This is a genomic window from Arthrobacter subterraneus (assembly GCF_900099735.1).
Lineage (GTDB): Bacteria > Actinomycetota > Actinomycetes > Actinomycetales > Micrococcaceae > Arthrobacter_D > Arthrobacter_D subterraneus.
This window is the reverse complement of the sequence record NZ_FNDT01000008.1, coordinates 13,223-34,468: the sequence shown is the minus strand read 5'-3', so window position 1 is coordinate 34,468 and position 21,246 is coordinate 13,223. Positions and strand designations below refer to the sequence as shown.

Annotated in this window: 19 protein-coding genes; 14 read left to right on the top strand and 5 right to left on the bottom strand. The window is 63.4% G+C overall.

Translation table 11 applies throughout. The annotated features are described in order from the left end of the window. Positions 1 to 28: 28 nt before the first annotated feature. Genes pseB through BLS52_RS10335 form a run of 4 tightly spaced genes read left to right on the top strand, consistent with a single transcriptional unit; the run spans position 29 to position 4,372 of the window. Positions 29 to 1,015 carry a UDP-N-acetylglucosamine 4,6-dehydratase (inverting) gene (pseB, locus tag BLS52_RS10350; protein ID WP_090586567.1) on the top strand — a complete coding sequence of 329 codons (987 nt, stop codon included), beginning with the start codon at positions 29 to 31 and terminating at the stop codon, positions 1,013 to 1,015. Then, positions 1,016 to 2,143, top strand: coding sequence for a DegT/DnrJ/EryC1/StrS family aminotransferase (locus BLS52_RS10345; protein ID WP_090586564.1), 1,128 nt, complete (start codon positions 1,016 to 1,018; stop codon positions 2,141 to 2,143). It begins immediately after the preceding gene. Continuing rightward, positions 2,140 to 2,886: a cytidylyltransferase domain-containing protein gene (locus BLS52_RS10340; protein ID WP_090586562.1), complete on the top strand. Its 747-nt coding sequence runs from the start codon at positions 2,140 to 2,142 to the stop codon at positions 2,884 to 2,886. Before BLS52_RS10345 ends, BLS52_RS10340 begins: the two co-directional genes overlap by 4 nt. Next, complete coding sequence (locus BLS52_RS10335; RefSeq protein ID WP_175460148.1) at positions 2,876 to 4,372, top strand: bifunctional UDP-2,4-diacetamido-2,4,6-trideoxy-beta-L-altropyranose hydrolase/GNAT family N-acetyltransferase; 1,497 nt, start codon at positions 2,876 to 2,878, stop codon at positions 4,370 to 4,372. The genes BLS52_RS10340 and BLS52_RS10335 overlap by 11 nt, the downstream gene beginning before the upstream one ends. Before the next feature lie 55 nt (positions 4,373 to 4,427). Here the strand turns inward: BLS52_RS10335 and BLS52_RS10330 are convergent, their stop codons facing one another. The 4 genes from BLS52_RS10330 to BLS52_RS10315 all read right to left on the bottom strand — a co-directional run bounded on the left by BLS52_RS10330 (position 4,428) and on the right by BLS52_RS10315 (position 7,775). Further along, positions 4,428 to 4,883: a VanZ family protein gene (locus BLS52_RS10330; protein WP_090586558.1), complete on the bottom strand. Its 456-nt coding sequence runs from the start codon at positions 4,881 to 4,883 to the stop codon at positions 4,428 to 4,430. After that, on the bottom strand, positions 4,880 to 5,455 hold the full coding sequence (locus BLS52_RS10325) for an arsenate reductase/protein-tyrosine-phosphatase family protein (protein WP_090586557.1): 576 nt from the start codon (positions 5,453 to 5,455) through the stop codon (positions 4,880 to 4,882). Before BLS52_RS10325 ends, BLS52_RS10330 begins: the two co-directional genes overlap by 4 nt. Positions 5,456 to 5,765: 310 nt before the next feature. Continuing rightward, on the bottom strand, positions 5,766 to 7,223 hold the full coding sequence (locus tag BLS52_RS10320) for a hypothetical protein (protein WP_090586554.1): 1,458 nt from the start codon (positions 7,221 to 7,223) through the stop codon (positions 5,766 to 5,768). Between the two features lie 42 nt (positions 7,224 to 7,265). After that, positions 7,266 to 7,775, bottom strand: a complete 510-nt coding sequence (locus BLS52_RS10315) for a hypothetical protein (RefSeq protein ID WP_139186252.1) — start codon at positions 7,773 to 7,775, stop codon at positions 7,266 to 7,268. Between the two features lie 400 nt (positions 7,776 to 8,175). Between BLS52_RS10315 and BLS52_RS10310 the strand changes: the two genes are divergently transcribed. The 10 genes from BLS52_RS10310 (at position 8,176) to sufU (ending at position 19,535) form a co-directional block, all read left to right on the top strand. Beyond that, positions 8,176 to 8,811, top strand: a complete 636-nt coding sequence (locus tag BLS52_RS10310) for a 50S ribosomal protein L25/general stress protein Ctc (RefSeq protein WP_090586550.1) — start codon at positions 8,176 to 8,178, stop codon at positions 8,809 to 8,811. 10 nt (positions 8,812 to 8,821) lie between these two features. Continuing rightward, complete coding sequence (gene pth, locus BLS52_RS10305; protein WP_245702799.1) at positions 8,822 to 9,409, top strand: aminoacyl-tRNA hydrolase; 588 nt, start codon at positions 8,822 to 8,824, stop codon at positions 9,407 to 9,409. Between the two features lie 339 nt (positions 9,410 to 9,748). Then, positions 9,749 to 12,376: a helix-turn-helix transcriptional regulator gene (locus tag BLS52_RS10300; RefSeq protein ID WP_090586545.1), complete on the top strand. Its 2,628-nt coding sequence runs from the start codon at positions 9,749 to 9,751 to the stop codon at positions 12,374 to 12,376. A gap of 8 nt (positions 12,377 to 12,384) precedes the next feature. Next, positions 12,385 to 15,081: a helix-turn-helix transcriptional regulator gene (locus BLS52_RS10295; protein WP_090586543.1), complete on the top strand. Its 2,697-nt coding sequence runs from the start codon at positions 12,385 to 12,387 to the stop codon at positions 15,079 to 15,081. Between the two features lie 245 nt (positions 15,082 to 15,326). Continuing rightward, positions 15,327 to 15,740 carry a hypothetical protein gene (locus BLS52_RS10290; RefSeq protein ID WP_090586541.1) on the top strand — a complete coding sequence of 138 codons (414 nt, stop codon included), beginning with the start codon at positions 15,327 to 15,329 and terminating at the stop codon, positions 15,738 to 15,740. A gap of 67 nt (positions 15,741 to 15,807) precedes the next feature. Continuing rightward, positions 15,808 to 16,218 (top strand): four-helix bundle copper-binding protein, encoded by a 411-nt coding sequence (locus tag BLS52_RS10285; RefSeq protein ID WP_026545084.1) that lies wholly within the window; start codon positions 15,808 to 15,810, stop codon positions 16,216 to 16,218. Positions 16,219 to 16,228: 10 nt separating this feature from the next. Continuing rightward, complete coding sequence (locus BLS52_RS10280) at positions 16,229 to 16,678, top strand: DUF305 domain-containing protein (RefSeq protein WP_245702798.1); 450 nt, start codon at positions 16,229 to 16,231, stop codon at positions 16,676 to 16,678. Positions 16,679 to 16,762: 84 nt separating this feature from the next. After that, positions 16,763 to 17,638, top strand: coding sequence for a F510_1955 family glycosylhydrolase (locus tag BLS52_RS10275; protein ID WP_245702797.1), 876 nt, complete (start codon positions 16,763 to 16,765; stop codon positions 17,636 to 17,638). A gap of 125 nt (positions 17,639 to 17,763) precedes the next feature. After that, positions 17,764 to 19,065: a cysteine desulfurase gene (locus tag BLS52_RS10270; protein WP_090586538.1), complete on the top strand. Its 1,302-nt coding sequence runs from the start codon at positions 17,764 to 17,766 to the stop codon at positions 19,063 to 19,065. Continuing rightward, positions 19,062 to 19,535: a Fe-S cluster assembly sulfur transfer protein SufU gene (gene sufU / locus BLS52_RS10265; protein WP_090586535.1), complete on the top strand. Its 474-nt coding sequence runs from the start codon at positions 19,062 to 19,064 to the stop codon at positions 19,533 to 19,535. Before BLS52_RS10270 ends, sufU begins: the two co-directional genes overlap by 4 nt. A gap of 164 nt (positions 19,536 to 19,699) precedes the next feature. On the opposite strand, the gene nhaA is transcribed toward sufU, so the two are convergent. Continuing rightward, complete coding sequence (gene nhaA / locus BLS52_RS10260; protein WP_245702810.1) at positions 19,700 to 21,043, bottom strand: Na+/H+ antiporter NhaA; 1,344 nt, start codon at positions 21,041 to 21,043, stop codon at positions 19,700 to 19,702. Positions 21,044 to 21,246: the final 203 nt, after the last annotated feature.

Below are 21,246 nucleotides of genomic sequence, written 5' to 3'. Positions count from 1 at the left end.
GCCGCAGATATAAAGGGGAACTTCAATAATGAGTCTATTAACCGGTTCGTCGGTTCTTATCACGGGTGGGACCGGTTCCCTCGGCAAGGCCTTGATCAAGGTCCTTCTGGATGAATACGAAGTACGACGGCTAGTCGTCTTCAGCCGGGACGAACTCAAGCAGCTAGAAGTACGAAACCGGTTCTCAAACGACCCGCGGTTGCGGTGGTTCATCGGTGATATCCGAGACAAGCAGCGTTTGGATCGAGCCTTTCACGGGGTGGACTATGTGATCCATGCTGCTGCTCTGAAGCAGGTCGATACTGCGGAATATAATCCGTACGAGTTCGTTAGGACCAACGTTCTTGGATCGCAGAACGTGATTGACGCGGCTATCGATGCCGGCGTCAAGAAGGTAGTCGCTCTGTCGACGGACAAAGCTTCGTCGCCAGTCAATTTATACGGTGCTACGAAGCTGTGCGCGGATCGGCTTTTCATCTCGGGTAATCATTACGCCGCTGCTTATCCGACAAGATTCTCGGTCGTGCGGTACGGAAATGTCATGGGGTCGCGAGGTTCTATTCTTCCCATCTGGAAAAAGATGGCAGATGAAGGTCAGTCCCTGGGGATCACCGATAAGCGGATGACCAGATTTTGGATCACCTTGGAGCAGGCTGTTCACTTCGTCCTTTCGTCCTTCGATCGGATGCAAGGTGGCGAACTTTATGTGCCGAAAATTCCTTCAATACGTATTCCTGAATTGGCTGAAGCTGTTGCACCCGGTGCAGCAACACATGAGATAGGAGTGCGTCCAGGAGAGAAGCTGCACGAGGAGATGATTGCAGCGGATGACTCAAGGCGGACTGTGGACGCAGGTGACCGATTCATAGTTGAACCGAGTATCTCGGGTTGGGGCTATGAAAGGCATACAAGTACTGCCACCGTCGCCGACGGCTGGAGCTACCACTCGGGGAACAATGAGACGTTCCTTTCTGTTGAGGAAATCCGGGAAATGATCAAGGCGGAGGGCCTCTAGGTGCTGCCGTACGGGCGTCAATCAATCAGTGACGAAGATGTCGATGCCGTAGAAAATGCGCTGCGTAGCGATTGGCTCACTACCGGTCCGCTTGTCGACGAGTTCGAGGCAGCCCTCGCTCAGGCGGCAAATGCCAAGCATGCGGTAACAGTTACCTCCGGTACTGCTGCCTTGCATGTGGCGTACCAAGCTATCGGAGCAGGCGCAGGCACTGAAGTCGTCACCACTCCACTGACGTTCGTTGCAACGGCTGCAGCTGCCGCAATCAACGGCGCAAAGATTCTTTTCGCGGACGTTGATTATGACACTGGATTGCTAGATCTCAACGCGGCAGGCGCTCTGATGAATTCCCGAACCAGGGCCATAGCTGCCGTCGATTATGCAGGACTGCCGATCGATGCGCAGGCTTTTAAGACGCTGGCGCACCGTCACGGAGCCCTTCTCCTGGAGGACGCCGCTCACTCGATCGGTTCTCAGCTCGATGGTCACACTGTTGGGGAGCTGGCGGATGTGACAACCTTCTCCTTTTTCCCTACGAAGAACATGACTTCCGCAGAAGGCGGTGCTGTGATTACTTCTGATGACGTAATCGCGCTTGCCGCTCGCCGTTTCAAAGGGCAGGGCTTGGTGCGTGAGAGGGACCTCCTGCGTTATCCGGATGAAGGACCATGGCACCAGGAAGTTCACGCATTCGGCTTGAACTACAGACTGCCGGACGTACTCTGTGCCCTCGGTCTGAGCCAGTTGCTAAGGCTCCAGTCGTTCAAGGAACGTCGCACATCTATTCATTCTCGCTACAGTGACGCGTTTCGGGGAAAGGAAAATCTCCGGGTACCCGTAGTCAGTGCGGGAGCTGATCCAGCTTGGCATCTTTATCCACTACGTGTTCCCGCGGCGCGGCGCCGGACTATCTTCGAGCGAATGCGCGAACGGGGAATCGGAGTGCAGGTGAACTATATTCCGGCTTACTGGCATCCCGTGTTCGAGGACTTGGGCTATCAAAGGGGCATGTGCCCCAACGCCGAACGGTACTACTCGGAGGAGATCTCCCTGCCGCTCTTCCCCGGACTGACGGATCCCGAAGTGGACAGGGTGATTGAAACCGTGCTTGAGGTCGTAGGCGAATGACCACCGGTGATCAGCTACATGTCGTCGCTGTCATCCAAGCCCGAACCGGCTCTACGAGGTTTCCCAGGAAGGTTCTTCACCAACTCGCTGATCGAAGCGTTCTCGAATGGTGCATACGAGCAGCAAAATCAGCGTACGGCGTCGATGAAGTCCTCGTAGCGACAACGGTTGCCGCCGCTGATGACGAGGTTGCGGAAATAGCTGAACGCTCAGGAGTCGGAGTCTATAGGGGGAGCGAGGACGATGTCCTCGAGCGCTTCATAGGAGCGGCCGAAGCCACGAAGGCGGATGCCGTGGTCCGGCTCACCTCCGACTGTCCCCTCCTTGATCCGGTCCTGATATCCCAGGTAGCGCAGTTGTGGCGATCCAATTCTTCTTTGGAGTACGTCTCGACGACTCTCTCCAGAAGCTTCCCGAGAGGACTCGACGTGGAACTGGCTTCTACCGCGGCCCTCCGTTCGATCGGAGAAACAGCTAAGGGATACCACCGCACGCATGTCACGTCTGCGCTCTACGCGGAGGGTAGCTCCTACCGCAGGTTGGGGCTATCGACGGAGCCGGATCTGTCCCATTTTCGGGTTACTCTCGATACGGTCGAAGACGCCCAGGCGATAGCCGAACTGGTTCGATTCCTGGGAAACGTACCTCCAGCCTGGGAGCAGGTGGCGAATGTGCTACTCACCCAGCCGCATATCAGCCAACTGAATGCGCTTGTCCGCCAGAAGCAACTCGATGAAGGCTAGGATGAGGGTCCTATTCAGGTGTGATTCAAGCAAGACCGAGGGAGTAGGTCACGTTGCCCGCGTCTCTGCACTCATAGAGGCAGTTAACGCCGCTGGAGGTGAGACTGCCGTGGTCGGCGATATCAATACTGCGATCGCGGCTCGGATTCTCTCCGCTGCCGGAGTAAGTGAGATCAACAGCATTCCTCTCACCGTGCCCGAGTTGAGTCAGTTCGCCGCGCAGTGGGGGGCAGATGTGGTGCACATCGATAGCTATTCGGAGATGAACAACCTCAGGGAATCCCTCAATAAAACGGGGGTCCTCCTTTCCTCCATAGAGGACGGGACATTCGGGCGACGCAGCGCGGACATCGTCATAGACGTCTCGCCCGGGTCTGAACGCAAATATCGTGAGCCGGCGGGTTCACGCTCCCACCTCCGGGGAGTTGAGTACCTTCCCCTCAGGCAGGAGGTGCTCAAACACCGCGGGCGCGGCGAAGTTGCTCCGAGGGTTCGGCGCGTGATGGTCGCCCTGGGAGGAACTGATTCTGCTGATCTGACCCACGAACTGGCTGAATTGTGGGCGAAGACCGGCGTGGAGTCTGAGTGTTACCTCCTCGGCGTCACAATACCGCCAGAGCTAATTCTGCGGTTCAATCATGTCCGGTGGTTCTCGTTGGACCGTGCGCCGGATATCGCGCGTACTTTCGCTCAGATGGACTTAGTGATATGTGCGTCGGGTACCGCGCTTTGGGAACTTGCATACCTTGGTGTCCCTATGGCTACGCTGCAGATCATCGACAATCAAGCCGAGTACTTCCGATTCTCTTCAGAACGGGGCATCGGACTCCCTCTTGGCGACATATCAGAAGGAGCGCGCCACGAGGAGGTCCTCAACCGCGCTGTACCTGCGCTCAGGAGTTTTGCATCGTCGCGTGTGCAACGAGCGGAATCAATGAAAGCAGGGCAAACGCTCGTCGACGGAGGTGGCGCAGACAGGATCGTCGGCGAATGGCGACGACTCGTCCATGCGAAGAAGGTGGATGCTGTGCAGGTACGTTCGGCGCGTGCTGGCGATGCCAGCCACCTGTACGCCTGGAGAACCGATCCATTGGCTGTCGAGATGTCCAGAACCAGTGGCGAGATTGGCTGGGACGCTCATGTTGACTGGCTGGAGAGGAGCCTTGCCGACTCTTCGCGCCACCTTCTGCTCGTCGAGGATCCCGAGGGACTCGCTGGGACCATTCGCTTCGACGAAATCGCTTTCCGTGAGTGGGAAGTTTCAATCACACTAGCGCCGGAGAGGCGTGGGCAGGGTTTAGCGGTTCCCGTGCTCCACGCAAGTGAACAGTGGCTGCTCAAAGAAGTAGGGGAAGGGATTACCCTCCGGGCTGACTTCCGTGCGGTGAACGTCGCGTCACAAAACGTTTTCCAGAGGGCTGGTTACGAGATGCTCGTGGATTTTCAGGCTAATCCCGGTTGGCGTACCTCAGGCAAGTTTTTGTAACTCAGATATACGAAGTCTCCGTTACACGACAGTTCAGTTCTGGGAAGAACAGGATTCAACGGCGTTCTGTGTCTTCCTCGCTGTGCCGGTGCGCCCATGCATATACAGCCACGGTGCCGACCGCCGCACCCAGCGCGTTGGCCAAGACGTCCCGTGGAGTCGCGAAGCGCTCGGGCCGGAACTGCTCCTGACCGAGCTCAATGCAGAGGGACGCAACCACACCTGCCGGCAACGCCAACCATGCATGCCGCAACGGCAGGTACGCGGCGACGAGAACGCCGAACGGGATGAAGAGCAGTACATTAGCGCCCGACTCGATCAGGTTGTAGTCGAACCAGCCCGGCACGCCGTTCCGGTGAAGGAACCCCAGAAAGCGGGCGATGAAACCCGACGCACCCTCATCGACGGGCGACGGCCAGAACGCAATCAGCGACAGCACCAACAGGTAACCGGCCAGCAGCGCGGCGAGGAAGCGCCGTCGTCGTACTGTTCCTGAAGGCCCGGCCGTCACCGGTGCTTACGTTCCCAGTCCACCAGCGCATCCACGGCCGGCACCAGCTCGCGGACCATCTGCTGATAGACGGAATCGTCGCGGCGGAAGGGATCCACCACGTCGTCACCGGAGGGATCGGCCGGATGGACGGTACGGGCGCGCACCACCTTCGGGAGGATGGCACGCCAGCGCATAGGTCCGCTGAGGGATGGGTCGCCGTCGAGCGGTGTGATGAGCCGCGCGAACTCGCGCAGCGTGAAGGTCCTCCGCAGCAAGGACGGCATCAGTTCGATGATTTGACCGCGGTGGTCGCGGGTGAGGGTCAGGACAACGTCTTTGCCGTCGAGGATGCGCTCCTCGACCTGTCGGGCGGCGAAATTGTTGGTGTCGCCGTTGAAGACGCGTACGAAGCCGGCCACCTGCGGATCGATCTCGCGGCCCACCAGGGCGCCCGTGCCGGCACTTGAAACCTCAAACTCACCCGGTGCCAGCGCGTCGAAGGAACTCCGGAGCAGCCGCTCAACCATGGGGGAGCGGCAGATGTTGCCCGTACACACGGCAAGGATGCGGAACGGCGTATCGGTGGTCATGGCCTCTATTCCTGGAGACTACGCTGGGCGGCGCGAAGGACGGGTCTACCTGAAGCGTACCGGTCCCGCGGGCTGGCTTGCGCCAGCTGGCGGTGGCTTATGCGCACGCTCTCCTACGTCTGTGTGGCCATTATGTCTTCCAAGACCTGGTGGCCGTGCGGGCCAATGATCGGCGTCTGCTGCTGAACAGGCGCGGATCAGGTATACCTGCCTAGTTGTTTAGCGAGCTAGCGTAACCGGTTTCATCTTCTGGTGCCTGGGCACGAAAAAACCGCCCCGGTTGAGGCGACTTTCGTCTGTTCAGGTGTTGTCAGTTCCGTCGTGTGCGCGGAGCGACTATGTGGTACTTGGGCTCCACTTCGACCGGTTCCGCTCTGTCTAGTCGCTCCGCCCGTGCAAGGAACCATGCCATGCCGACGACGAGTAGCAGGTAGCCGAGGACTTCGTAGAGCGACCCTCGAAGGATGATGAAGAGGAGGGCGGCAACAGGGAATTCGATCAGTGCACCGAATATTGAGCGGCTATGTATGAGTGAGTGTGTGCTTCCCAGCAGTATCCCCAGAGCGGTAAACGCGATCACCAATCCCACCCACGACCCGATCAGGTTCGCTTCCCCCCACAGCGGCATGGACACATTCGTATAACTCATTCCCGTGGACCTCGCCACAACAGGTCCGGACGCATCGCCTTGCACCATCTGGCTCAGCACCGGAATCCACCGGAAGAACGGTGCTATCAGGAGTTCTACCCGGCCGGGCAGCCCTGCGCCGATATCGCCGTCCATCATGACTTGCCGGGTGAGCATTTCGAAGGCATCGAAGTCGAACGTCAGCAGGCTCTTCGCCGGGCCGGACAGCTCGACACGTGCCGCACCTGTCCCGTCACCGCGCAGGATATCCAAGGTGGGGAAGATCGTCACGAACGCGAGGACCAGCCCACCGGGGATGAAGCGTCGAACGTTGGCCGAGAATGCCGCAGCGACGACCGCTACGAGGAAGCTGCCGGTGAGGAACCGTGATCCGATCAGCGGGTTTGTCACCACGAACGACATCACGATAGACAGGAAGATCGCAGCTCCTGGGAGATCCAGTCCCTTCTTCTTCAGCACGATCGCCATCGCTGGGATTGCCATGGCGCCGGCGTTTGAGAAAAAGTACATGGTTCCGAACCCTGGGATGCCACCGCGAGCGCCGAGCTGCGCCTGAAATGCGAACCGGCCCGAGAACATTGCGGTTCCCATCAGCACCGTGAACATCACCGCCACGGCGACGTGAGCGAAAATCAGGAAGAGCATCAGCTTGCGTAAACGGGTGCTCTCCCGTAACCCTCTGTCTGTCGCATCGGCTTTGTCGCCGTCGGTCGGCTGACGCCGGGACCATACGCGGATGGCGTAGGCGACGACAACGACGACATGCATTGCGAGGATGATCTGCTGCGCGGTGCCGACCTCGTCGTCGGACGGGCGGGCACCCCATGGGAATCTCCCCGCCCCTAATTGGTATGCCGGGGCGAGACCCAAAAACAGCAGGGACCACACCCAGTAGATTGACCATGTGAGGCTGTGGAGGCGTCCGCTGACAGAGTGGATCAGCATGAGGGAGGGGATGATGATCAGCGCGTTGCCCATGGCAATCACGTCATCGTCCCAGAGAGCCGTGTCTGCCACGGATGCCATGGCCGGGATGGCTAGAGCGGTGACACCTGCCGTGTAGAGCAGGAAGATCAGCGGCTGCGCTCCCGGCTGGCTCAGTTTCTTGTCATCCCCCACCCATAAAAGATACACGGTGACTCCGCAACAACCCCGCGCCGGTTACACCAGCGTCGGCAGGAGTAGCAGGTTGCGGCGGGTGACGAAATTCCCGAACTTCGCGCCGTTCAGTGTGGCGCGGAGCCCGATGGCTGTGGCTTTCCCGAACTTCGACTGAGCCCCGCGCTCAACGTATGGGTGATCCGTTTGACATCGTTCACCGTAGCTGGGAGCTGCCCCGAGCATCCCCACCGACACAGAGTGCCATGTGTCGCCAGCCAGCCCCATGCCGGTCACGGTTGCCCTGTTGTCGTGCTTGAAATACTGCATCGCCAGGCGCCCATCCCGCGGGACGGTGAGCATCAGGACGCGCACGTCGAGAACGTCCCTCAGGACCGCGTACGCGGCCCCGAGTGCAATGCCGTTCGGTGTATACCGGACGCCCACCGTGGACGGCTCATGGCCGCCATGCCGCAGCAACGTCCAGTCCTTGCATGCGGCAAGTCTGGAAAGTAGCGGGTAGGGCGAACCTCGAAGTGAGGGCAGCGACAGCATCATTTGCGGGACTGCCATGCTATTTCAGTTCACTGCCAAAGGTGGAACTCAGCAGATTGGCAAATACGCTGGCCACGTTCGTCGTGACGCCTAGGGATTTGATGCCGCCATATTCGCGTTCTCGATCGCTTTTTCTTCGCCTCGTCAATCGAGTAACGCCACTGGACAGTGCTCAATTTCGAAATGTGCTCAAAGTTCCGGGATGTCGCGCACACGCCAGCCCACCGCCCATGCTGTAACATGGATCCTCGATGCCTAGGCGAGGGAGCAGTCTGGTGAACTCCAGAACTTGCTCCGTGATCGACGGTGGCTGGCGGCTTTCCTGACAACGCGCACATGTTTGCGCCGGGATGGTCCTGGGCTTTCGTCACTTCATCGCACGGTACGCCCAGAAGACCACAAACACTCAGGAGACATCATGTCCGAGCAGAAGATCGCCGCAGAACTGCGCACCGATTTCGGTAAGGGCGCTGCCCGCCAGGCACGCCGCGCCAACAAGATCCCCGCCGTCATCTACGGCCACGGCGCCGATCCCATCCACGTGCTGCTGCCCGCCAAGGCAACCACGCTGGCAGTCCGCCACGCCAACGCCCTCCTCAGCGTCGACGTCGACGGCGAAAACCACCTCGCCCTCGCCAAGGACGTCCAGCGCAACCCCCTCAAGCAGATCGTCGAGCACATCGACCTGCTGACCGTCCGCCGCGGCGAGAAGGTCACCGTCGAGGTCAACATCCACGTTGAGGGCGAGCCCAAGCCGGGCGTCGTCACCAACCTGGAGCAGACCACCGTGTCGGTTGAGGCCGAGGCAACCCACCTGCCCGAGTCCCTCACCGTCAACCTTGACGGCCACGGCGTGGGCGACCACGTCTACGCCTCGGACATCCGCCTCCCCAAGGGCGTCACCCTCCTGACCGAAGCCGAGACGCTGATCATCAACGTTTCCTCGCCGGTTGTCGAGGACCTGGGCGAGACCGCCACCGAGACCGGCGTTGACTCCGACGGCGGCGAAGCCACCGCTGAAGAAGCTACCGGCGATGTGGTTCAAGAGTCCTAAGACTCCACCGGTGTCAGACAACACCTGGCTGATAGCCGGGCTCGGGAATCCCGGGCCCGGCTATGCCGGCAACCGGCACAATGTGGGCCAGATGGTCCTCGACGTGCTCGGTGCGCGGCTGGGTGGCAGGTTCGGCACCTCCAAGGCACGCGCCGTCGTACTTGACGGCAGGCTGGGAATCGGCGGGCCGAAGCTCATCCTCACCAAGCCGCTCACCTACATGAACCTCACCGGCGGGCCCGTGTCCCAGCTGGCGAAGTTCTACGGGATCGAGCCGGACCACGTGGTGGCGGTGCATGACGAGATCGACATACCCTTCAACACCATCAAGGTGAAGATCGGCGGGGGAGAGGGCGGCCACAACGGCCTCCGCGACATCAGCAAGGCGCTCGGCACCAAGGAGTACCTGCGGGTGCGCGTGGGCGTCGGACGCCCGCCTGGCCGGCAGGAAGCCGCCGACTACGTGCTGAAGGACTTCAGCTCCACCGAGAAGAAAGACCTCCCCATCCTGTTGGAGGAGGCGGCCGACGCCGTCGAAAGCGTTGTCCTGGACGGTTTGCTGACCGCCCAGCAGAAGTTTCATTCTGCGGGTAAGTAGCGGTAAACTGTTCACGCAGTTCCTTACAGGACTGCATGGCCTGATGGCCCCAAAAGCGGGGGCCGACGTTGGGCGGCCTCTGAGACTGGGCCACCCCCATCCCAACGTCGGTCCCTTTTTTGTGCCCGCCTCCGATTCCTCCATTTCATTGATTAATCAAGGAAACAATGGGTGCAACCCGGCCCGTCCGGGCGTAGTCTATTGGCCTAGCGCATGACGTGTTGGGGCGGACTCGATGGATGATTTTTTGACGCTCGGTGCTGACAGGCCACTGTCAGCACCGCAGGGCGATGACGTACGGCCACCGGATGGGAAGTTTCGAAGAGCCGGGGTGCAGCGATGCTGAACGTCCACGGTGAGTGGCCCCTGGTAGGCCGGGACCCGGAGCTGGCAGAGGCACGCAACGCACTGCTGGACAGCGCGTGGCGCGGCGTGATCATCACCGGACAGTCGGGGGTGGGAAAGACCGCGCTGGCCCAGCGGATTGCCCGCGAGGTGGATGATTCCTTTGAGCTTGTCTACGTCCGCGGCTCGGCAATTGCATCAAAGATGCCCTACGGGGCCCTCAGCTTTGTGCTCAGCGATCTCGACGACGCGATTGTGGGCAACCCCCTGATGCTGCTGCGCGGACTGCAGGAACTCTATGCCCGGCGCGAGGACGGCCGGCAAACCCTGATCCTCGCCGACAACCTCGAGGAACTCGACTCCTCCTCGGCGATGGCCCTCGCTCACCTCGTCCGGGTGGGCGCGGTGAAGCTCATCGCCATCTGCCAGTCCATCGACGCGTCGCCGGAGGAATTCTGCGACCTCTGGAAGGACGGTGTGCTGCGCCGGATCGACCTTGAACCGCTGAACCTCGCCGCCACCACCAGGCTGCTCTCCGCAGCCCTCGACGCACCGGTGTCCCGGGCGGCTGCCGCGAGCATGTGGCACACCACCGGCGGCAACCCGCTCTTCCTGCAGGCGCTGACCCGCGAGCAGGTGGACTCCGGCGAGATGCTGGAACGCGACGGCGTGTGGGTGGCCAAGCCCCTCTCGGTGCCCAAGACACGGCGCTCCATGACCGACTGGATCATGGTCCGCCTGCGCCGCATGCCCGCCGAGGAACGTGAGGCGCTGGAGCTCATTTCAGTGGTGGGTGTTGCACCGCTGGACCTGCTGCTCCGGTTTGTGCCGTCGTCGGCCCTGGACTCGCTGCAGGAGCGGAAAGCCATTGACGTGGAGCACGGCGACAGTCCCAACGTCCGGGTGGCCAACGGACTGGTGAGCGAAGTGGTCCGGTCACAGGTGCCGCTGGGGCGCGGCCGGGAGCTGATGCGGGCCATCGCCACCGAGACCAGGGGCGCCAGCATGCCGGCGATCACGCGGATGTCCTACGCCGCCTGGTGCCTGGAGATCGGCGCAGAGCTCGACGCCGAGACCCTGATCGATGCCGCCCGGCTTGCCAACCGGTTGCGCGAGGGTGAGTCGGCGCTGCGTTTCATCCACGCCATCCCCAACTACTCCGCCATACCGCAGGCGGTCATCGAGGAGGCCCACGCCCTGGGAGTGGACGGCGACACCTCCGGGGGCCTGATGGTCCTTGACCAGTTCCTGAAAACCCACGCTGCACCGCAACTCCACGACTGGGTCGAGGTAGGCCTCCTCCAGTGCCGGTTGCTGATGAGGAACCCCTCCCGGCACGCCGAAGCCGAGCCGCTCCTTGCGGAGATCCGCCGCAGGCTGAGCGTGGAAACCGGCGCCCCGGACATTGAAGCCCTCGTGAACCAGACTGACATGCTGGCCGCGGAACTCGCCGTTCACAACGGCCGCTACGCCGAGCTGTTGGAGGAGTACAGCGACTTCCTGCTGGACCGGTCAAGCGAGCTGCAGAACCACGGGCTGCTGGGCTGGGTGGCGGAGGCGCTCGCCATGACAGGACGGCAGGACGACGGCGTCCGGCTTGCTTCCTCGATGCTGTCACGTCTGGTGGACAGCGGCGGAGACACGCTCCTGCAGGAGGCCGCCATGGCCCGGATTTTCAAACTGATGGTCCTGTCCGGCCGGTGGAACGAGTGCATCGAGATGGCTGCCTCACCTGCCAACCACGGCAAGGAAAGCGCCTATGACGGCTCGGCGTCGGAATTCGCAGAAGGGTGCCTGCTGGCCTACGCGGGACGTGGAACGGAGGCGCTGGACAAGCTGCTCCCCGCGCTCAGCCAGATCCGGGTGCGCGACCGGCAGCAGACCCTCCCCATCGCCGAGGCAACCACCGCCTACGCCTACGCCCTGGTGGGCGAAGCCCGGGCAGCCCAGGAGCACCTGGGACGGACCGACCACCGCCACAACCGCATGTCCTGGCACAACACCAGGGCCACCGAATACTTCGCCACGCTCGCCATGCTTGCCACCAAGGCTCCGGTGGAGGTGGCCGAGCGGATGCTGGAGCTCGCGGACGAAGACCACGCACTGGGGAACATCGGCCACGAACTGCTGTTCCTGTGCCAGGCGGTGCAGTTGGGGCTGGAGTCCGCGGCGGACCGGCTGTTCTCCTCCGCCCTCGCCTCGCAGGGGCCGTTCGCCGAGGTCTGCGCCCTGTACGGGAAGGGCATCGCCTCCAAGGACACGCACCAACTGCTGCTCGCATCCCAAAAGGCTCTGGAACTCGGGAACCACCGGCTGGCCGCCGACGCTGCCCGGCTCGCAGCCCACCTGGCCCAGGAAAGCGGCGAAGAGGTGGCCGTCACGGAAGCGGACAGGGTGCTGCGCGGAGTCGGAGCGCCCGGGGTCACAGGGCGGCGCGGCGCACTGGAATCCCTCACCGACCGGGAGCGTAGCATCGCGGTCCTGGCTGCCCAAGGCCACACCAACCGTGATATAGCTCAGGTCATGTGCGTTTCAGTACGGACCATCGAAGGTCATATCTATCGGCTCTACTCGAAACTCGGGGTGTCTTCGCGTAGCCAGCTGGCTCTCCTCCTGGAGTAAGGCGGACCATGGGGGAACACATCGACAGCGGGCAGGATCTGGTTGGGCGTGATGACCTTGTCGAGGAGGTCGTTTCTGCGCTCAGCGGCTCCCAGTATCTGGGCGCCATCCTCATCGGCGAGGCGGGCGTCGGGAAAACCGCGCTCGCCCGGACGGTGGCGAAGCACCTGGACGGCACTGTTTCCCTGTTGCCCGTCTCCGCCAGCCCCTCACTGCGTAAGGTCCCTTTTGGAGCGCTCTCGCCCTATCTGCACTCACTGTCAATCAACGACGTCGGCTCCTCCATTGCGGTGTACCGCAGCCTCATGTCCCACCTCGATTCCAGTTCGAACGGCAGCAAGAAGATGCCGCTGTTCCTGGTGGATGATTCCCACGAACTCGACGACAGCACCAGTGTGCTGCTGTCGCAGCTGGTGGCCGGCAGGCGCGCCCGGCTCCTGGCGTTGGCACGCGACAAACCCGGCCCGACCTCGGAATTCAGCGCCATGCAGCAGGACGGACTGCTGCGCCGGTACGACGTCCGGCCACTGACCGACCTGGAGGTGCACGAGCTCTGCCGGCGGGAACTGGGGGGCGACGTCCTGGCAAGCGTCAGCGCCACCCTGGCGAAGATGTCCGGCGGCAATCCCATGTTCCTGCTGGCCCTCCTGCGGCAGGCGAAACGATCCGGCTACCTCGGCGTGCGGAACAAGGTCTGGCGTTTGGTGGGTCCGGCGCCGCCGCTCGATGTCAGCCTCATCGACCTCATCAAGGCCCGCTTCCGCCGCAGGACGCCGGCGCAGATGTCGGTGCTGGAGACCCTGGCGCTCGCGGAACCCATGCCCTTCGACGCACTGGTGCACTGCACCGACCGGCTGGGTGTCTCGGAGCTGCATGAGGACGGGCTGATCTCGATCGCCGATGGCCGGGAGCGCCTGGTCACCCTCAGCCATCCGCTGTACGGGGAAGTGATCCGGCAGGATGTCCCCGCCGGGCGCAGCCTCACCATCCGACGGAAGGTCCTGGACGTCTTCGACCAGGAATCGAGCACCGCTGACGGCTTCCTCCGCTTTGTGGCCTGGGGGCTTGACTGCGGGCTCCCGCCGGATGACAAGACGCTGCTGCGGGCGGCGGTGGTGGCCAACCGGCTGCACGACGCCGACTTTGCGCTGCGTGCCTCACGCGCCGTCCACACCCCGGAGCTGCGCGGCAATGCCCTCGTGGAGATTGCGCGTGCCCAGATGACGCGGGGGCACTTTGCCTACGCCCGCGAGATTGTCGATGAAGTGCTGGACCAGTGCACCGGCTTCACCCTGGCCAAGGAAGCGTCACTGCTGTCCATCGCGCTGCGGGTCCGCGGCGAGGATGCCCCCAATCAGATCAGGGCCGACGTCGTCCGCTGGGAACACATCGCCGAGCGCATCGCCGCGGCAGCGGATTCCCCCGACGATCCGCAGATCAAACTGGGCCTGGCCGTGTCCCGCAACGGGTACCGGATCATGGAGGGCTTTGCCCTCAACTACGAGGGCAGGTTCCGTGAGGCGGAGGGCATCCTGCGCGACGTCCTCGCCGACCGGTACTGCACGGACGAGGTCCGGCTTGCCGGCCTCAGCCTGCTCGGAGAGGCACTTGGATCCACCGGCCGGGCGCTCGAAGGGACCCGCGCCAGCGGCGAGGCGCTGCAGATCATCGCGACCCACGGGAACCAGTTCGTAGGGCACACGGAGTTTGTGCTCACCCGCCACTTCACCTCCCTGGCGCATGCCGGCCTGTGGGATGAGATCGAGGAGCTCCTCGACACACTGGTCCGCTCGAAGCCGAGCGGGCCCACCTCCTTCACCGGCATCACCGAACTGTCCGAGGGGCTCATCGCGCTGCGGAAAGGCCTCATGTCCAGCGCGCGCACCTCGTTGATCCTCGGGGTCGAGGGCCTGCGGGAGTCCGACTCCAACCAGCTGATGCCCATGGCGCTGGGCCTTGCGGCGTTCTCCTGCACCATGGTGGGGGACACCACCCGTGCCCGAGGGTACGCCACCGAATTCGAAGGGTGTGCCAGCCTGGGGACCATGCAGGCACGGCTCCTCGGCAAGGTGCACGTTGTCGCTGCCAACGCCCTGTTCCAGGGCGCCGCCCGGAGCATCGAGGAATTGCATGTGCTGGCCAGGAAGGCGGAGGCAGACAGCATGACTGTGCTTGCCGTCGTCGCGCTTGAACTTGCCGGGCGGCTGGGAGACGAGCGCTGCTTCGAACCGCTGGCGCGGCTGGCACGGACGTTCGAGGGACCGGAAGGGGCTGTGCTGACGGCGATGGCCGACGCCGCGGTCCGGAAGGACCCCGCCGCGCTGATGGACGCCGCCGAGCTTGCCCAGTCCTGCGGGTATTTGCTCATCGCCGCCGAGTGTCTGGGCAAGGCCGTGCGGTACCTCTCCCAGCGTGGCGAGGAGCACAAGTCGCGGACGGTGCAGCAGAAGCTCAACACCATCATCGGGCAGCTCGAAGGTCTGCAAAGCCCGCAGTTCGAGGCGGTGCGTTCCACCGCCAAGCTCACGCAGCGCGAGCGGGACATCGCCAAACTCGCCGGCAAGGGCTACTCCAACCGGGAGATTGCGGACGCGCAGGGCGTCTCGGTCCGCACCGTCGAGGGGCACCTCTACCGGATCTTCGCCAAGCTCGGAATCACCCGGCGCGAGGAGCTTCCGGGGGCCGATTCAGCGAGTACCGGGTGAGTACTTTTTACCCTAAAGTCGGGTACCTACTACTCAGGTAATGGGTAGGTAGCTTTCCTAGAGTTATCAGTGGAGCCGGCGACGTCGAAGCCTTCCCCAGACTAAGGCTCGTCCCCAGCCGTCGTCGGCTCCGTCACCCCTCGGGTCCGCCACCCCTCGGGTCCGCCACCCAGTGAACTAGTCAGCTTACTTACGGTTCGTTATGGTGGAAGTACGTAACCGGAACGTGTGGGGGTGAATTACTCGTGAGGAAGGCGCAGGCCGGCGCAGCGCCCGTTGTCTGCACCATCCTGCGTGCGGTGCTCTGCTTCTCGCTCCTGGTCGCCTTCACCACCTCTGCCGCCGCAGCGCTCTGCCTCCAGATGGAGCACCACGGCGCACCGACGGCCAACGATGCTCGGGTTGCCATGGACATGCCCGTCCCTGCTGGATCGCCGTCGGCGAAGGCATGCTGCTACCAGCAGTCCGATTCGCCGAACGCCGTCGTCGTCCAACAGCGGGCACTGCCCGCTGAACCGGCTGCCTTCCTCCCGGCGGTGGAAGCGTTGCTGACAGCGCCCGACGACGGTGAGCCGCCTCCCGGGGCGTTCACGCCCGCACTGGAAAAACGCGACCATCTCACGCCGTCGCTGACGGCCCTGTCCATCTGCCGGACATAAATTCTCTCCTGCGCGCTTTTTCCGCGCGCCCGCCACGTATCAACCGACACTGGATGAGGAGAATGAAATGACCCACCATGTAGCAGCCATGCTTGACACCTACCCCAAGGATCTCGGCGGAGTGGACCGTGCGAAGCTCGCCGAATGCATCGAGGCGTGCTTTGAGTGCGCGCAGACCTGTACGGCCTGCGCCGACGCCTGCCTCAGCGAGGATATGGTCGCTGAGCTGACCAAGTGCATCCGGACCAACCTGGACTGCGCGGACATCTGCGCCACCACCGGCAACGTCCTCTCCCGCCACACGGGGTATGACGCCAACCTCACGCGTGCGGTCCTCGAAGCGTGCCGCACTGCCTGCAAGGCCTGCGGCGACGAGTGCGGAGGCCATGCCGAAATGCACGAGCACTGCAAGGTCTGCGCCGAGGCCTGCCGCCGCTGCGAGAAGGCCTGCGAGGAACTGCTCGCGACACTGAACTAGAGGAGGCGCCATGCGGATGTACGTAAAATTCGGCATCATCCTCCTGGTCAGCCTCGCGGTGATGTGGACGCTGTCGATGTCAATGGTCCGCACCGTCGACCACTTCTATTACAACCTGAGCAACTTCTGGATGGCGTTGCTCATGGTGTCCGGAATGGCTGTGGTCATGGTCATCGGAATGTGGGCGATGTTCCAGAACAGGAAAGCGAACATCGCCATGCTGGCCGGCTTCGCGTTGCTGTTTGTTGGCGTCTTCGCGCTGGGACGGACCGAGACGTTCGTCGGGAACGAGCAGTTTCTGAAGTCGATGATTCCGCACCACTCCCGGGCCATCCTGGTTTGTCAGGAGTCGGACATCACCGACCCGGAAATCGAGGAGCTGTGCACAGAGATCGTGGACACCCAGCAGAAGGAAATAGCCCAGATGAAATCCATCCTTGAGCGGTACGAATCCGAGTAGTGAGAAAATGTCAGGGGCCGCGGTGCTGAACCGCGGTCCCTGGCGTTCACCGCTTCCGACGCATCCGACACTGAAGGGTTCTCCGTGCTTCCACTGTCCCGCCCCTGGCGGGTAACGCGATCAGCCGGCGCCGCCGTCGTCGTGCTTTTTCTTGCTTCCTGTTCCGCGGCCGTGCCGCAGGAGGCGCCGAGCGAACACTCCGCCGACGGGCACAGCTACCCCGCCGGCCACATCCACGGCATGAGTGTGGACCCGGGCACCAACCGGGTGCTCCTGGCCACCCATGACGGACTGTTTGATGTGTCGGCGTCGCCGGTCGTTCAGATTGGGCCGACGATCGACCTGATGGGGTTCACGCAGGCGGCCAACGGCGACTTCTACGCTTCCGGACATCCGGGTCCGGGCTCTGACCTGCCGGACCCGGTGGGGCTGATCCGCTCCACCGACGGGGGCAAGACGTGGGAGCCCCTGTCACGGCAGGGCGAATCGGACTTCCATGCGCTCGCCGCGAGCGCATCGGCAGTGGTCGGGTTTGAGGGCGAACTGCTCGTGAGCGCCGACGGCACGGAGTGGGAGCCCGCGACGGCGGACTTCCAGCCCTACCATCTGGCCGGCGCGTCCCGGGACAACACGGTCCTCGCCACGACCGAGGACGGCCTGCAGCGCTCCACCGACGACGGCGCCACCTGGTCCGCCGTGCCGGACGCCCCACTGCTGATGCTCACCGCCCTGTCCGAGGGCCAAGCCGCAGGGATCACGCCGGACGGGCGGATCTTCACCAGCGAGGACGCCGGCCTCACCTGGACCGAGCAGGGAACCGTGCCCGGCGAAGCCGCGGCCATCGACGCCCAGGTGCTCGACGACTCCACGCTCCGGATCTGGGTGGCAACCGCGGACAGCGTGCAGGTGTCCAATGACAACGGCCGCACGTTCACGAACATCAGGTCAAGCCACCAGTGAGTACTCGCAGCACCGGGCTTCCCGGGGCTGATCCGCCTTGCCTGTTCCTGCTGCGACTCCTGACGGTTCAGCGCCGCACGGCGGCAGTAGACTGAATAGCGCACATTCGCTGTCGAGGGAGTTTCATGCCCATCCTGTCTGCACCATCACACCCGCTCTCGAACGACGAAGTGAGCCGCATCCGCAACGACTTCCCGCTGCTCTCCTCCGAGATGAACGGCCGGCCGCTGATCTACCTCGACTCCGGAGCCACCTCCCAGAACCCGGTGAGCGTGCTCGAGGCCGAGCAGGAGTACTACGAGCAGCGCAACGCCGCCGTGCACCGCGGCGCGCACACCCTCGCGGTTGAGGCGACCGACGCCTACGAGGCCGCGCGCACCACCGTCGCCTCCTTCATCGGCGCCTCGCCGGAGGAGATCGTCTTCACCTCCAACGCCACGGAGGCCCTCAACCTGGTGGCCTACAGCCTGTCGAACGCCTCTTTGGGGTTGGGCGGCGCCGACGCCCGCCCGTATGCGCTGGGCCCGGGCGATTCCATTGTGGTCACCGAAATGGAACACCACGCCAACCTGATCCCCTGGCAGGAACTCGCTGCGCGCACCGGCGCCTCCCTGCGGTTTATTCCAGTGGACGACGACGGCGCCCTCCGCCTGGAGGAGGCCGCCTCCGTGATTGACGGCAGCACCCGGTTGCTCGCGTTCACGCATGCGTCCAACGTGCTCGGCACCATCAACCCGGTGGAGGAGCTGGTGTCCCTGGCACGCGGTGTCGGCGCGCTCACCGTCCTGGACGCCTGCCAGTCGGTGCCGCACCTGCCTGTCGATGTTGCCGCACTCGACGTGGACTTCATGGCGTTCTCCGGGCACAAGATGCTGGGCCCCACCGGGATCGGGGCGCTGTACGGGAAGTCGAAGCACCTGCACGCCATGCCACCGTTCCTCACCGGCGGGTCGATGATCACCACCGTCACCATGGAGCGCGCCGAGTACCTGCCGCCGCCGGCCCGTTTCGAGGCCGGCACCCAGCGGATCTCGCAGGCGGTGGCCCTGGGCTCGGCCGTGAACTACCTCGTGGAGACCGGCATGGACCGGATCGAGGAATGGGAGCGGCTGCTGGGGGAGCGGCTGGTTGTGGGCCTCGAGCAGATTGACGGGGTCCGGGTGCTTGGTCCGCGTGCCGGGCAGCCGCGGATCGGGCTGGCCGCGTTCGACGTGGACGGCGTTCACTCCCATGACGTGGGCCAGTTCCTCGACTCCCGCGGGATTGCCGTGCGGGTGGGCCACCACTGCGCGCAGCCGCTGCACCGGCGGCTCGGGCTGACGGCCTCAACCCGGGCCAGCACCTACTTGTACAACACCACGGACGAGGTGGACGCGTTCCTCGCGGCCGTGGCCGATGTCCGCTCGTTCTTCGGAGCGTCGGCATGAGCAGCGACCTCGAGAGCCTGTACCAGGACATCATCCTCGACCATGCCAAACGGCGGGTGGGGCAGGGGCCGTTGGAGCCGTCGTCGGACGCTTCTTCCGTGGCGGCCTCTTCCGCCACAGGGGAATCACACCAGCTCAATCCCATCTGCGGGGATGAGATCACCCTGCGGGTGTGGCTCGCCGAATCCCGGATTGAACGGGTGGTCTGGCAGGGCGCGGGCTGCGCCATCTCCATGGCATCGGCGTCCGTCCTCACCGAACTCGTCAGCGGGGGCACCCGGGACGAGATGATGGAGCAGCTGGACCGGTTCCGCGAACTCATGCGCTCACGCGGGACGATTGTCCCTGACGAGGAAATCCTCGGCGATGCGGCCGCGTTTGCCGGGGTGTCCCGCTTCCCGGCACGCGTGAAGTGCGCCATGCTCGCCTGGGTAGCCCTTGAAGAAGCGGTCCTCGCGGCGAACTCCTGAGCTGCATGTCCCGTCGATCCCACTCGGTTGACGCGCGCATGTCCCGTCGATCCCACTCGGTTGACGCGTGCATGTCCCGTCGATCCCACTGAATCGGCTTGTTCGGTGGGAAGGGACGGCCGTTTCCCACTGAAACCTGCGTTTCAGTGGGACGTTCGGCGCGGTTAGCGGCGGTTCCCGTCCTCGAAGAGGTCCGGGATGCCGTCCTGGTTGGCGTCCACCTTCTCGGCTTCCTCGACCCGTCGGTAATGCTTGTTGCGGGAGCGCAGAATTACGGTGGCCAGCATCGCGGCCGTTAGGGACGCGGCCAGGATGGCGACCTTCGCATGGTCATTTTCCGGGGAACCCTGGGTGAAGCTCAGGTCATTGACCAGCAGCGACACGGTGAAGCCCACGCCGGCCAGAAGCCCGACGCCGAGCAGGTCCACCCAGCGCAGGTCCGGATCCATAGTGGCCTTGGTGGTCTTGGTGACAACCCACGTGGTCAGCAGGATGCCGATGGGCTTGCCCAGCACCAGGCCGAGCACAATGCCGAGGGTCACCGGGTCGCTGAAGGCTGAGACAAATCCTTCCACCCCGCCGATGGCCACACCGGCCGAGAAAAACGCGAAGACGGGGACAGCAACGCCGGCCGACAGCGGACGGAACCGGTGCTCGAAGGTTTCCGCCAGCCCCGGCTTGTTCGGCTTCGGCATGACAGACTTTCCGCCCTTGCCGATGCGTAGTACCGGAACCATGAAGCCGAGCAGCACGCCGGCCACTGTGGCGTGGACGCCCGATGCGTGCATCAAAGCCCAGGCGATGAACCCGATCGGCAGGAGGATGAACCAGGCGGCCGGGGTCTTCTTGCCGAAGAACTTGGGGTTCTTCTGCGCGAGGAAAGCGAAGAGAGCCAGCGGCACCAGGGTCAGGAGCAGGAAGGTGAACTCCACCTCTTCCGTATAGAAGAAGGCGATGATTGCGATGGCAATGAGGTCATCCACCACGGCCAGCGTCAGCAGGAAGATCCGGAGCGCACTGGGCAGATGGGAGCTGATGACCGCGAGGACCGCCACCGCAAACGCGATGTCCGTGGCGGTGGGGATGGCCCAGCCCCGCAGGGTCTCGGGGGAGTTCAGGTTGACCAGGACGTAGATCAGCGCCGGGACGATGACGCCGCCCGCGGCCGCGGCTACCGGAACGATTGCCCGGGAGGGGCTACGCAGGTCACCGGCAACGAATTCCCGTTTGAGCTCCAGTCCGACCAGGAAGAAGAAGATCGCCAGTAGACCGTCCGCCGCCCAGCGGCCCACGGAAAGCTTGAGGTGCCACGGCTCGTAGCCGAACTCGAAGTCGCGGAGCGCGAAGTAGCTGTCGGCGAATGGCGAATTGGCCCAGATCAGAGCCAAGGCGGCCGAGATGATCAGCAGGATGCCGCCGACCGTCTCCTTGCGGAGGATCTCGCTGAGCCGCTGATACTCCAGCCAACTGGAACGGCTGAACGCGCGTTTGGGCTGGTTCGGCTGCAATTCTGACACGGGCTACTCCTTCGGGGCACGAAAAATTACTGCCGACCAGACTTCCCGGCGCACCAATTGCTAAAACCCTAGCAGGGGAGTCTGGTCGGAGTGACGCATGTTACTCAGGCAGCGCTTAGTCAGGCAGCGCTTACTCAGACGGCGAGGGTGCTGCTTAGGCGGCGAGTACTCAGGCAGCCAGGGTGCTGCTGAGG

Bases quoted from the DNA above. Each gene is read 5' to 3' on its own strand.
- pseB (WP_090586567.1), top strand. From the start codon at position 29: ATGAGTCTATTAACCGGTTCGTCGGTTCTTATCACGGGTGGGACCGGT.
- BLS52_RS10340 (WP_090586562.1), top strand. From the start codon at position 2,140: ATGACCACCGGTGATCAGCTACATGTCGTCGCTGTCATCCAAGCCCGA.
- BLS52_RS10335 (WP_175460148.1), top strand. From the start codon at position 2,876: ATGAAGGCTAGGATGAGGGTCCTATTCAGGTGTGATTCAAGCAAGACC.
- BLS52_RS10325 (WP_090586557.1), bottom strand. From the start codon at position 5,455: ATGACCACCGATACGCCGTTCCGCATCCTTGCCGTGTGTACGGGCAAC.
- BLS52_RS10315 (WP_139186252.1), bottom strand. From the start codon at position 7,775: ATGGCAGTCCCGCAAATGATGCTGTCGCTGCCCTCACTTCGAGGTTCG.
- BLS52_RS10310 (WP_090586550.1), top strand. From the start codon at position 8,176: ATGTCCGAGCAGAAGATCGCCGCAGAACTGCGCACCGATTTCGGTAAG.
- BLS52_RS10300 (WP_090586545.1), top strand. From the start codon at position 9,749: ATGCTGAACGTCCACGGTGAGTGGCCCCTGGTAGGCCGGGACCCGGAG.
- BLS52_RS10295 (WP_090586543.1), top strand. From the start codon at position 12,385: ATGGGGGAACACATCGACAGCGGGCAGGATCTGGTTGGGCGTGATGAC.
- BLS52_RS10285 (WP_026545084.1), top strand. From the start codon at position 15,808: ATGACCCACCATGTAGCAGCCATGCTTGACACCTACCCCAAGGATCTC.
- BLS52_RS10280 (WP_245702798.1), top strand. From the start codon at position 16,229: ATGCGGATGTACGTAAAATTCGGCATCATCCTCCTGGTCAGCCTCGCG.
- BLS52_RS10270 (WP_090586538.1), top strand. From the start codon at position 17,764: ATGCCCATCCTGTCTGCACCATCACACCCGCTCTCGAACGACGAAGTG.
- sufU (WP_090586535.1), top strand. From the start codon at position 19,062: ATGAGCAGCGACCTCGAGAGCCTGTACCAGGACATCATCCTCGACCAT.